The sequence below is a fragment of the Sphingomonas sp. STIS6.2 genome, from assembly GCF_000732685.2.
Classification (GTDB): domain Bacteria; phylum Pseudomonadota; class Alphaproteobacteria; order Sphingomonadales; family Sphingomonadaceae; genus Sphingomonas; species Sphingomonas aerolata.
In genome coordinates, this window is the sequence record NZ_JPDP02000041.1 from 294,069 (window position 1) to 307,281 (window position 13,213).

The window sequence follows — 13,213 nt, forward strand, 5'->3', positions numbered from 1 at the left end:
GGTCGCGATCGCCTGTCCGGCGATGCGACCGCGGTGTCGCGTTCGTTCACTTGATCAGGATGACCGCCTTCGACAGCGTCATGTAGATCCCCCAGAGGATCGGCACGCCCACCGCCAGCCAGGCGAGGATGACGGTCGACCGCGATCCACCGCCATGCTGTGCGCTGGTGGTGGCCGTCGCGGCGTCGACGGCAGTCGTCGACGCCACACCCTCGGTAACCGGCATGTGGAAGCGGCTTGCCACCGGCTTGACGAACAGGTTGGCGACGAAGCCGACCACGAGCATCGCCGCTAGCATCAGGAAGATCGGCTGATAGACCTGATCGCGCGGGATCCCTGCGGCGATCCGCCCGTCGCGCATGTTGGCGACGAGCAGCGGCCCGACGACGCCCGCGGTCGACCAGGCGGTCAGCAGCCGGCCGTGGATCGCGCCGACGAACTTTGTCCCGAATATGTCCGCCAGATAGGCGGGCACGGTCGCGAAGCCGCCGCCATAGGTCGAGGCGAGGATGCAGAAGACGAGGATGAAGAGACCGAGGCTGGTGCCGGCGAGTGCGGGGGCGGCGATACCATAGAGCACAGCGCTGATCGCCAGGATCACCGCGTAGAGCGGCTTGCGCCCCAGCCGGTCAGAGAACCACGCCCAGAAGAAGCGGCCACCGATGTTGAACAGGCTGATCGCGCCGACGAACCCGGCACCGACCGCCGCCGCGGCGACCTTCTGACTGTCGCTGAATGCGGTGAAGAGCACGCCCGGCGCATCGATCAGGCGACCGCCGAAGATCTCCTGGAGCATCGGCGAGGCGACACCGATGATGCCGATCGACGCGGAGACGTTGAGCAGCAGGACGATCCAGATGAGCCAGAATTGCGGCGTCTTGTGCGCATCCTTCAGATCGACGTTGAACCGGCTGATCGTTGCCTTGGCATCGGTCGGCGGGGTCCAGCCGGCGGGCTTCCAGCCCTCGGCAGGCACGCGGTAGCCGAGCGCGCCGGCCATCATGAACACGAAATAGATGACTGCGAGGACGAGGAACGTCTGCCAGACGCCGACGCCGGTCGGGCCGGAGAAGTGCTTCATCAGAGAATTGGCGAGCGGGCTGCCGATCATCGCGCCGCCGCCAAAGCCCATGATCGCCATGCCCGTCGCCATGCCGCGCCGGTCGGGAAACCATTTGATCAGCGTCGAGACGGGCGAGATATAGCCGAGACCCAGACCGATGCCGCCGATCACGCCCGAACCGAGCCAGATAAGCCACAACTGGTGCATCGACACGCCGATCGCGCCGATCCCCATCCCGCCGCACCAGCAGAACGCGGCGACGACGCCGGCCTTGCGCGGACCGGCGCGTTCGAGCCAGCCGCCCCAGATCGCCGCGGCGGCGCCGAGGACGACGAAGAAGAGCGTGTAGGTCCAGACGAGGTCGCTGACCCGCCAGTCGCAGGTCGTGGTCGTCAGCGCCTGGGCCAGCGTCATGCTTTCGCAGAGCACCGGATCGGTGATTCCGATCGCGCGCGACAGCGGCAGCCAGAACACGCTGAAGCCATAGGCCATGCCGATGCACAGATGGATGGCGAGCGCGCAGGGCGGCACCAGCCAGCGATCAAAACCCGGCCCCGCTACCGTCCGTGCCCGGTCGAGCAGCCCGCCGGTTGATCCATCCGCCATCATCATCCCCTTTTTATGAAGGGGATGCATGCGGGCGGGCGGCGACAAAGGAAAGCCGACTAAGGTCGGGGACGACTATATTTATACAAAAACATCGTCCCCGCCACGTCGATCAGGGGTCGGTCAGGCGTCGAACAGGATCTCGAGCGGCTCGAGATCGGTGATCGTCGCGCGGACCTGTGCCCCGGGCAGGATCGGCCCGACGCCCGCGGGGGTGCCGGTGAAGATCAGATCGCCGGGGGCGAGCTCGACCTGACGCGACAGCGCGGCGACCACTTCGGCAACCGACCAGATCATCATTGACAGGTCGCCCGACTGGCGCGGTTCGCCGTCGATCGTCAGCCCGATCGCACCCGTTGCGGGCGGCGCGCCGGGCGTGAGCGCGGCGATCGGGGCGGACCGGTCGAACCCCTTGGCCATGTCCCATGGCCGCCCGGCCGCCTTGGCCGCCGCCTGCAGGTCGCGCCGCGTCAGGTCGATACCGACCGCATGACCGAAGATCTTCGCCGTCGCCTCCGTCGCATCGATGTCCCGCCCGCCCGCGCCCAGCGCGACGACCAGTTCGACCTCGTGATGCAGATCCTGCGTCATGCTCGGATAGGGCAGGGTGCCGCCTCCGGGCACGACGGCATCGGCTGGCTTGGAGAAGAAAAAGGGCTGCTGCCGATCGGGATCCGACCCCATTTCGCGCGCGTGGTCGGCGTAATTCTGCCCGACGCAGAAGATCCTGCGGACCGGAAACCGCGCCGAGGATCCGACGATCGCGATCGTGGGGGCGGTGACGACGGGAATCTGCATCGGTTTCTCCTTCGATGGGCGCCGACCGCGTGGACCGGGGCGCGGTGCTTTGCAACAGCGTGCGGGATCGTACCGATCGCCCGTGCAGCGGGAACGTCGCGGAGTTCGGCGGGTTTGGATCGGAAACGACAGGAGATCCGCATGTCCACCCAGCCCGTACGATTCGCCCCCTCGGTCGAAACCATCGCCGACGACGAGGCCGAGACGCTGGCGTCGCTCAAGGACAGCTTTCGCGAGATCCTCGAGACCACGTCGCAGGACTATGCGCATGCCGTGCGCGCGGTTCATGCCAAGGCGCATGGCATCGCGCGCGGCACACTCACGATCGCCGACGGCCTGCCCGAAACGCTCGCGCAGGGCATTTTCGCGCAGCCGGGGCGTCATGAAGCGGTGCTGCGCATCTCGACGAACGCGGGCGACATTCTGGATGACAGCGTCAGCCTGCCGCGGGGCGTCGCGCTGAAGATCTTGGACGTCCAAGGCGATCGCCTGCCGGGTTCGGAAGGCGAGACGACGCAGGACTTCATCATGGTCAACGCGCCCGTTTTCGCGGCACCCGATCCCAAGGCCTTCTCGAAGAACCTCAAGCTGCTCGCCAAGACGACCGACCGTTTCGACGGTGTGAAGAAGGCGATGTCGGCGACCTTCCGCGTCGTCGAATCCGCACTGGAGGCGGTCGGGGCGGAGTCCGCGACGCTCAAGACGCTCGGCGGCGCAAAACCCGTCCACCCGCTTGGGGAAACCTATTTCTCGCAGACGCCGCTGCGCTACGGCAATTATATCGCCAAGGTCGCGCTGTTCCCGGTCTCGCCCGCGCTGACGCGACTGACCGGCGATACGGTCGACATCACCGCGCGCCCCGATGCGTTGCGGGAAGTCGTGCGCGAGGAGCTGATCGAGCATGGCGGTGTCTGGGAACTGCGCGTCCAGTTGAACACCGACCTCGACGCGATGCCGATCGAGGACGCGACGGTCGAATGGGATCAGCAGGTGAGCCCGTTCGTCACGGTCGCCACGCTCGAGGTGGCGCCGCAAATCTCCTGGGAACATGGCGTCACCGATCATACCGACGATGCACTGTCCTACAGCGTTTGGCACGGGGTGGTCGACCATCAGCCGCTGGGCGGCGTCAATCGCGTCCGCAAGGAGACCTATGAGCTCTCGGCGGGATTCCGCGGGACGTTCAACGGGTGTCCGATGCACCAGCCCAAGACGCTGGCCGAACTTGCCTGACATGGCAGATGTTTCAGGACGCTCGCACACGCTGTTTCACGTCAGCGACGTTCATTTCGGGGCGGAGGATCCGGCAGCGCTCGCCTGGTTCTCCGCCTGTGTCGAGGCGGAGCGGCCCGACGCGGTGATCATGACCGGCGATCTGACGATGCGCGCCACGAAGGAGGAGTTCCAGCGTGGCGGCGACTGGTTGCGCAGCCTTGGCGTGCCCGTCACGCTCGAGGTCGGCAATCACGACATCCCCTATTACTGGGACCCGTTCCGCCGGTTCTTCTCGCCCTATCAGCGTTACGCTGCGGTCGAATCGATGATCGAGAAGCCCCTGGAACTGCCCGGGATCACGATCGTCCCGCTCAAGACGACGGCACGCGCGCAGTGGCGCTGGAACTGGTCGAAGGGGCGTGTCAGCCCGGGGTCGCTGTCGCGCGCGCTGGCGATGATCGAGGATGTGCCGAAGGATCACCTGGTCTTCGTCGCGGCGCACCATCCGCTGATCGAAGGCGGCACGACCGGGACAGCAAAGACCCGCCATGGCGACAGCGCATTGACCGCACTGGCCGATGCGGGAGCGCATGCCGTGCTGTCAGGTCATGTCCACGATCCCTTCGACATTCCCGTCGAACGCAGCGGCCGGGAAATCCGCATGATCGGTGCCGGCACCCTGTCCAAGCGGACGCGCGGCAGTCCGCCCGCGTTCAACGAACTGCGCGTCACCGGCCAGCAGCTCCGGACGATCCCGCGCACGATGGGCGAAAGCGCCGGCTGAAGCCGTGACGGGGCGCGCTTCGACCGGTCCGCCCCGCCATTCGCCTGAAACGACAAAGGCCGCCGCCCGGATATCCGGACGGCGGCCTTTTTATTGGCGTCTGATGCGCCCGATTACTCGGGCTTGTTCAGATACTCGCCGGCATCCGCATCGGTGCCGGTGCCCGACGTCACGACTTCGCCAAGCGCGTCGTCCCCCGTGCCGCCGGAATCGCGCGGCGAGCGGGCGAGTTCGGCGTCATGCTCTTCCTTCGCCGACTTCGGCGCGATGATCGAGGCTTCGGCCATCTTGCGCTGGGCGACGCGCATCGAGGCATCGCGGCTGTTCGCCACGACCCGCAGGCGGTTGAGGCCTGCGCCGGTGCCTGCCGGGATGAGCCGGCCGACGATCACGTTCTCCTTCAGACCCATCAGCATGTCCTGCTTACCCTGGACCGCGGCCTCGGTGAGAACGCGGGTGGTCTCCTGGAACGATGCCGCCGAGATGAAGCTGCGGGTCTGCAGCGACGCCTTGGTGATACCGAGCAGGATGGGCTTGCCCTGTGCACGGGTCTGCTTCTTGTCGAGCTTCTCGTTGGTCGCGTCCATTTCCTCGCGATCGACCTGCTCGCCCTTCAGCAGCGTGGTGTCGCCGCCGTCGGTGATCTCGACCTTCTGCAGCATCTGACGAACGATCGTCTCGATGTGCTTGTCGTTGATCTTCACGCCCTGGAGTCGATAGACCTCCTGGATTTCCGACACGAGATACTCGGCGAGGGGCTCGATACCCATCGTCTCGAGGATGTCGTGCGGATCGGGCGAGCCGCCGATCAGGTTGTCGCCGCGCTTGACGTAATCGCCTTCCTGCACGTCGATGACCTTCGACTTCGGCACCAGATACTCGACGACGTCGCCGCCATCCTCGGGCTGGATGCCGATCTTGCGCTTCGCCTTGTAATCCTTGCCGAACACGACGCGGCCCGAGATCTTGGCGATGATCGCCGAGTCCTTTGGGATACGCGCCTCGAACAGCTCGGCAACGCGCGGCAGACCACCGGTGATGTCGCGCGTCTTGGCGCTCTCGCGGCTGACGCGGGCCACGACGTCGCCGCCGAACACCTGTGCACCATCCTCGACCGACAAGGTCGCACCGATCGCCAGCATGTAGCGGCCGGTCTCGCCCGACGTCTCGTCGAGCAGGGTCATGCGCGGACGCAGATCCTCCTTCGACTTGGTCGCCGCACGATATTCGATCACGACGCGCTGGGCGATGCCCGTGGCTTCGTCGGTCTGCTCGGTGAGCGTCTTGCCCTCGATCAGGTCGACATACTTGATCGTGCCCGGGTTCTCCGTGATCACCGGCATGGTGAACGGATCCCACTCGGCCATCCGGTCGCCGCGCGACACGATGTGGCCATCGTCGAACAGCACATATGCGCCGTACGGGATACGATCGACCGAGAGCTCGCGGCCGTCCATGTCGACGATCGCGATTTCACCCGAGCGGCTGAGCACCACACGACGGCCACGCTGGTCGACGATGATACGCAGATCACGGAACTGCACCGTGCCGTCGGCATGCGCCTCGAGGTTCGACGTCTCGTTGAGCTGCGCTGCGCCACCGATGTGGAACGTACGCATGGTCAGCTGCGTGCCCGGCTCACCGATCGACTGCGCAGCAATGACGCCGACAGCTTCACCGATGTTTACCGGCGTACCGCGGGCGAGATCGCGCCCGTAGCACTTGCCGCAGACGCCGATCTTGGACTCGCAGACCAGCGGGCTGCGGATCTTGCACGACTGCGTGCCGAGGCCTTCGATCGTCGTGATCATCGGCTCGTCGAGCAGCGTGCCCGACGGGATGATGACCTTGCCGGTCTTCGGATCGGTGATGTCCTCCGCGGTCGTACGACCGAGGATGCGCTCGCCGAGGCTTGCGATCGTCGAACCGCCCTGAAGGATCGCCTTCATTTCGAGTGCGCGCGTCGTGCCGCAATCGGGTTCGATGATGACGCAATCCTGCGACACGTCGACCAGACGACGCGTGAGGTACCCCGAGTTCGCCGTCTTCAATGCCGTATCCGCGAGGCCCTTACGAGCGCCGTGGGTCGAGTTGAAGTACTCAAGGACGGTCAGACCTTCCTTGAAGTTCGAGATGATCGGCGTCTCGATGATCTCGCCCGACGGCTTGGCCATCAGGCCACGCATACCGGCAAGCTGCTTGATCTGCGCCTGCGAACCACGAGCACCCGAGTGGGCCATCATGTAGATCGAGTTGATCGGCTTTTCACGGCCGGTCTCCGTATCGACCTTCACCGCACGGATCTCGTCCATCATGGCGTTCGCGACCTGGTCGCCGCAACGGCTCCAGGCGTCGATCACCTTGTTGTACTTCTCCTGCTGCGTGATCAGACCGTCCTGATACTGCTGCTCGAAGTCCTTCACGAGCGCCTTGGTGTCGTCGACCAGACCGACCTTGGCGTCCGGAATGATCATGTCGTCCTTGCCGAACGAGATGCCGGCGCGGAAGGCGTGCCGGAAGCCGAGCGTCATGATCGCATCGGCGAACAGCACGGTCTCCTTCTGGCCGGTGTGACGATAGACCTCGTCGATCACGTCGCCCACGTCCTTCTTGGTGAGCAGGCGGTTGACGGTGTCGAACGGCACCTTGTGGCTGTGCGGCAGGCACTCGCCGAGCAGCATGCGGCCCGGCGTCGTCTCGTAGCGCTTGAGATACTGCTTGCCGTTCTCATCGGTCTGCGGAACGCGGCTGATGATCTTGCTGTGCAGCGTCACGGCCTGTGCGTTCAGCGCCTGATGCACTTCGGCCATGTCGCCGAGCAGCATGCCCTGGCCTGGCTCGTTCTCCTTCATCATCGACAGATAATAGAGACCCAGCACCATGTCCTGCGACGGCACGATGATCGGCTTGCCGTTGGCGGGCGACAGGATGTTGTTCGTCGACATCATCAGGACGCGCGCTTCCAGCTGCGCTTCGAGCGACAGCGGGACGTGGACGGCCATCTGATCGCCATCGAAATCGGCGTTGAACGCGGAGCAGACCAGCGGGTGAAGCTGGATCGCCTTACCCTCGATCAGCACCGGCTCGAACGCCTGGATGCCAAGACGGTGAAGCGTCGGCGCACGGTTCAGCATGACCGGATGCTCGCGGATCACCTCGTCCAGGATGTCCCAGACTTCCTTGCGCTCCTTCTCGACCCACTTCTTCGCCTGCTTCAGGGTCATCGACAGACCCTTCGCATCGAGACGCGCGTAGATGAACGGCTTGAACAGCTCGAGCGCCATCTTCTTCGGCAGGCCGCACTGGTGCAGCTTGAGCTCAGGCCCGGTCACGATGACCGAACGACCCGAGTAATCGACGCGCTTGCCGAGAAGGTTCTGGCGGAAGCGGCCCTGCTTGCCCTTGAGCATGTCGGACAGCGACTTGAGCGGACGCTTGTTGGCGCCCGTGATCGTGCGACCGCGGCGACCATTGTCGAACAATGCGTCGACGGCCTCCTGCAGCATGCGCTTCTCGTTGCGGACGATGATGTCCGGCGCGCGAAGCTCCATCAGGCGCTTCAGGCGGTTGTTGCGGTTGATCACGCGGCGATACAGATCGTTCAGATCCGACGTCGCGAAACGACCACCGTCCAGCGGCACCAGCGGGCGCAGCTCGGGCGGGATGACCGGCACGACCTCGAGGATCATCCATTCGGGGCGGTTGCCCGAATCGATGAAGCTCTCGACGACCTTCAGGCGCTTGATGATCTTCTTAGGCTTCAGCTCGGACTTGGTGACCGCGAGCTCTTCGAGCAGCGTGGTACGCTCACCCTCGAGATCGAGCGACTCCAGCATGATGCGGACCGCCTCGGCACCGATGCCGGCCGAGAACGCGTCCTCGCCATACTGGTCCTGCGCGTCGAGGAGCTCGTCCTCGGTCATCAGCTGATACTTCTCGAGCGGGGTCAGGCCCGGCTCGATGACGATGTACGCCTCGAAGTACAGCACGCGCTCGAGCTGCTTCAGCTGCATGTCGAGCAGCAGGCCGATGCGGCTCGGCAGCGACTTCAGGAACCAGATGTGCGCGACCGGGGCGGCGAGCTCGATATGGCCCATGCGCTCGCGGCGGACCTTCGAGACGGTAACCTCGACGCCGCACTTCTCGCAGACGATGCCCTTGTACTTCATGCGCTTGTACTTGCCGCACAGGCACTCGTAATCCTTGATCGGACCGAAGATGCGCGCGCAGAACAGGCCGTCACGCTCGGGCTTGAACGTGCGATAGTTGATGGTCTCGGGCTTCTTGATCTCGCCGAACGACCAGCTGCGGATCTTGTCCGGCGATGCGATGCCGATCTGGATCTGGTCGAACGTCTCGGCCTTGGCGACCGGATTGGCGAAGGGGGTCATCTCGTTCATATTTGAACTCCTTAGCCCCTCCCCTTCAGGGGAGGGGTTGGGGTGGGGCCTTTAATATCGGGCGAGGCGTGCGCGGCACGACCCCACCCCCAACCCCTCCCCTGAAGGGGAGGGGGGCATGACGGTTACTCCGCCGCGATCTGGATGCCGTCGCTGTCGAAGCCGGGCTCCGACTGCTTCAGGTCCACATTCAGGCCCAGCGAGCGCATTTCCTTGACGAGCACGTTGAAGCTCTCCGGAATGCCCGCCTCGAACGTGTCGTCACCCTTGACGATCGCCTCGTAGACCTTGGTGCGGCCGACCACGTCGTCCGACTTCACCGTGAGCATTTCCTGCAAGGTGTACGCCGCGCCGTAGGCCTGGAGAGCCCAGACCTCCATCTCGCCGAAGCGCTGACCACCGAACTGCGCCTTACCACCCAGCGGCTGCTGCGTGACGAGCGAGTATGGCCCGATCGACCGTGCGTGGATCTTGTCGTCGACCAGATGGTGAAGCTTGAGCATGTAGATGTACCCGACCGTCACCTTGCGATCGAACTTGTCGCCGGTACGTCCGTCGAACAGGTCCGACTGGCCCGACGGGTCAAGACCCGCCAGTTCCAGCATCGCCGACACGTCCGCCTCGCGCGCACCGTCGAACACCGGCGTCGCCATCGGCACGCCGCCCTTCAGGTTCTTGGCCAGCTCGATGATCTCGTCACCCGAACGGGCGTCGATCTCTTCGTGATACTGCTCGCCATAGACCGTCTTGAGACGATCGCGGACCGCCTCCGGCATCGCGCCGGCCTTGGCCTCCGGATTCTCCTCGCGCCAGGTTTCGAGCGCGTGAGTGATCTGCTGACCCAGACCACGTGCGGCCCAGCCCAGATGCGTCTCGAAGATCTGCCCGACGTTCATGCGCGACGGCACGCCCAGCGGGTTGAGCACGATATCAACCGGCGTCCCGTCGGCGAGGAACGGCATGTCCTCCGCCGGCAGGATGCGGCTGATGACGCCCTTGTTCCCGTGACGGCCAGCCATCTTGTCGCCCGGCTGTAGCTTGCGCTTCACCGCGACGAACACCTTGACCATCTTCAGCACGCCCGGCGACAGCTCGTCACCACGCTCCAGCTTCTCGCGACGATCGTGGAACTTGTCCGTGATCAGCTTGGCGGCATCGTCATACTGGATCTTGACCGCTTCCAGATCGCTCTGGATCTTGTCGTCGGCGACCGCGAACTTCCACCATTCGTGGCGGTCGACGCTGTCGAGCAGATCCATGTCGATCACGACGCCCTTCTTGACGCCCTTGGGCGCCGAGGTGGCCGTCTGGTCGAGCAGCATCTCGCGAAGACGCGACCAGGTCGCACGGTTCAGGATCGAACGCTCGTCGTCCGAATCCTTCTTCAAGCGCTCGATCTCCTCGCGCTCGATCGCCATCGCGCGCTCGTCCTTGTCGATGCCGTGGCGGTTGAAGACGCGAACGTCGACGACCGTACCCGACACGCCCGGCGGCAGGCGAAGCGAGGTGTCGCGCACGTCGCTGGCCTTCTCGCCGAAGATCGCGCGGAGAAGCTTCTCCTCCGGCGTCATCGGCGATTCACCCTTCGGCGTGATCTTGCCAGCGAGAATATCGCCCGGCTCGACCTCTGCACCGATGTAGACGATGCCCGCTTCGTCGAGGTTGCGAAGCGCTTCCTCGCCGACGTTCGGAATGTCGCGCGTGATGTCCTCAGGCCCGAGCTTCGTGTCGCGGGCCATCACCTCGAACTCGTCGATATGGATCGACGTGAACACGTCGTCCTTCACGATCCGCTCGGAGATCAGGATCGAATCCTCGTAGTTGTAGCCGTTCCACGGCATGAACGCGACGAGGCTGTTACGCCCCAGCGCCAGCTCGCCGAATTCGGTCGACGGACCGTCGGCGAGCACGTCGCCGGCACGGACCACGTCGCCCACCTTCACCAGCGGACGCTGGTTGATGCAGGTCGACTGGTTCGAACGCTGGAACTTCATCAGCGTGTAGATGTCGACGCCAGACTTGCCGGCATCGATCTCGCCGGTTGCACGGATCACGATACGGGCCGCGTCGACCTGGTCGACGATGCCCGCACGCTTTGCCGAGATGGCTGCACCCGAGTCACGCGCGACCGTCTCTTCCATGCCGGTGCCGACGAACGGCGCCTCGGCCTGGACGAGCGGCACGGCCTGACGCTGCATGTTCGAGCCCATCAGCGCGCGGTTGGCGTCATCGTTTTCCAGGAACGGAATGAGCGATGCGGCGACCGAGACGAGCTGCTTGGGGCTGACGTCCATCAGCGTGATGTTGTCGGGCAGCGCCATCAGGAATTCGCCCGCCTGACGCGACGAGACGAGTTCCTCGGTGAAGCCGCCGTCACCGGTCAGATCGGCGTTGGCCTGCGCGATCGTATGCTTGGCCTCTTCCATCGCCGACAGGTACACGACGTCGTCGGTCACCTTGTGGTCGACGACCTTGCGGTACGGCGTCTCGATGAAGCCGTACTTGTTGACGCGCGAGAACGACGCGAGGCTGTTGATCAGACCGATGTTTGGGCCTTCCGGCGTCTCGATCGGGCAGATGCGGCCGTAATGCGTCGGGTGAACGTCGCGGACTTCGAAGCCGGCGCGCTCACGCGTCAGACCACCTGGTCCAAGTGCCGACACGCGACGCTTGTGGGTGACTTCCGACAGCGGGTTGGTCTGATCCATGAACTGCGACAGCTGCGACGAGCCGAAGAATTCGCGGACCGCGGCAACCGCAGGCTTCGCGTTGATCAGGTCGTTCGGCATGACCGTCGACACGTCGACCGACGACATGCGCTCCTTCACGGCGCGCTCCATGCGGAGCAGGCCGACGCGATACTGGTTCTCGAGCAGCTCGCCGACCGAACGGACACGACGGTTACCGAGGTTGTCGATATCGTCGATCTCGCCCTTGCCGTCCTTGAGGTTCACGAGCGTCTTGATGACCTCGAGAATGTCCTCGGTGCGCAGCGTCGTGACGGTGTCCTCGACGTCGAGGTCGAGACGCATGTTCAGCTTCACGCGGCCCACGGCCGACAGGTCGTAGCGATCCGGATCGAAGAACAGACCCGAGAACAGCGCCTCGGCGGTCTCCAGCGTCGGCGGCTCGCCAGGGCGCATCACCCGGTAGATGTCGGACAGCGCCTGCTCGCGCTCTTCGGCCTTGTCGACCTTGAGCGTGTTGCGGATCCACGGGCCGGTCGCGACGTGATCGATGTCGAGCAGGTCGAGACGCTCGATGCCTGCCTGGTCGAGCAGTTCGAGGTTCTCGGCGGTCACTTCGTCACCGGCTTCGATGTAGATGCGGCCGGTCGACTCGTCGATCAGGTCGTACGCCGAATAGCGGCCGAAGATTTCCTCGGTCGGGATCAGCAGGTCGGTCAGACCGTCCTTGAACGCCTTGTTCGCAGCGCGTGGGGAGATCTTCTGGCCGTTCGGGAACACGACTTCGCCGGTCTTCGCATCGACGATGTCGAACATCGGCTTCTGGCCACGCCAGTTCTCGACCTGGAACGGAACGATCCAGCCACCCTGGCCGCGGACGAACGTCACGCGGTTGTAGAAATAGTTGAGGATTTCTTCCGACGTCATGCCGAGCGCGTAGAGCAGCGCCGTGACAGGCAGCTTGCGCTTGCGATCGATACGGACGTTGACGATGTCCTTCGCGTCGAACTCGAAATCGAGCCACGAGCCGCGGTACGGAATGACGCGGGCAGCAAACAGATACTTGCCCGAAGCATGAGTCTTGCCGCGATCGTGATCGAACAGAACGCCCGGCGAACGGTGCATCTGGCTGACGATGACGCGCTCGGTACCGTTGATGAAGAACGTGCCGTTCTCGGTCATGAGCGGCATGTCGCCCATGTACACGTCCTGCTCCTTGATATCGATGACCGACTTGGCCTCGGTATCGGGATCGACCTCGAAGGCGGTCAGACGCAGCGTGACGCGCATCGGCGCGGCATAGGTGATCCCGCGCTGGCGGCACTCCTCGACGTCGAACTTCGGTGGCTCAAGGACGTAATCGTCGAAATCGAGATAGGCGGTGCCGGCGAAATCCTGGATCGGGAACACGCTGCGCAGCGTCTTCTCGAGACCCGAGACATGGCCGATCGACTTGTCGGAGCGCAGGAACTGCTCGTAGCTCTCGCGCTGGACTTCGATCAGGTTCGGCATCTGCACGACTTCGTGGATGTTGCCGAAGACCTTGCGGATGCGGCGCTTTGCGGTGCCGCCGTCGCGACGCTGCTTGGCAGCGCCCTCGTTGATCGCCTTGGAAGCCATAGGTTATTTGCCCTCAATAAACTGACGGGTCAGCCGTAAT

At 64.4% G+C, this 13,213-nt stretch carries 6 protein-coding genes; 2 read left to right on the plus strand and 4 right to left on the minus strand.

Features of this window, described 5'->3' with window-relative positions:
* Positions 1-46: 46 nt before the first annotated feature.
* Together sphst_RS07615 and sphst_RS07620 are read right to left on the minus strand one after the other, a co-directional pair.
* Positions 47-1,669, minus strand: coding sequence for an OFA family MFS transporter (locus sphst_RS07615; RefSeq protein ID WP_199848935.1), 1,623 nt, complete (start codon positions 1,667-1,669; stop codon positions 47-49).
* Positions 1,670-1,792: 123 nt separating this feature from the next.
* Complete coding sequence (locus sphst_RS07620) at positions 1,793-2,467, minus strand: fumarylacetoacetate hydrolase family protein (RefSeq protein WP_031393742.1); 675 nt, start codon at positions 2,465-2,467, stop codon at positions 1,793-1,795.
* A 141-nt stretch (positions 2,468-2,608) separates the two neighbouring features.
* Between sphst_RS07620 and sphst_RS07625 the strand changes: the two genes are divergently transcribed.
* Together sphst_RS07625 and sphst_RS07630 are read left to right on the plus strand one after the other, a co-directional pair.
* Positions 2,609-3,700 (plus strand): catalase family protein, encoded by a 1,092-nt coding sequence (locus sphst_RS07625; RefSeq protein WP_031393741.1) that lies wholly within the window; start codon positions 2,609-2,611, stop codon positions 3,698-3,700.
* 1 nt (position 3,701) lies between these two features.
* Positions 3,702-4,466 carry a metallophosphoesterase family protein gene (locus sphst_RS07630; protein WP_031393740.1) on the plus strand — a complete coding sequence of 255 codons (765 nt, stop codon included), beginning with the start codon at positions 3,702-3,704 and terminating at the stop codon, positions 4,464-4,466.
* A 113-nt stretch (positions 4,467-4,579) separates the two neighbouring features.
* Here the strand turns inward: sphst_RS07630 and rpoC are convergent, their stop codons facing one another.
* Together rpoC and rpoB are read right to left on the minus strand one after the other, a co-directional pair.
* The gene (gene rpoC, locus sphst_RS07635) at positions 4,580-8,866 is read right to left on the minus strand and encodes a DNA-directed RNA polymerase subunit beta' (RefSeq protein ID WP_031393739.1); all 4,287 of its coding nucleotides are present in this window, start codon (positions 8,864-8,866) and stop codon (positions 4,580-4,582) included.
* A gap of 125 nt (positions 8,867-8,991) precedes the next feature.
* Positions 8,992-13,173 (minus strand): DNA-directed RNA polymerase subunit beta, encoded by a 4,182-nt coding sequence (gene rpoB, locus sphst_RS07640; RefSeq protein WP_031393738.1) that lies wholly within the window; start codon positions 13,171-13,173, stop codon positions 8,992-8,994.
* Positions 13,174-13,213 lie beyond the last annotated feature (40 nt).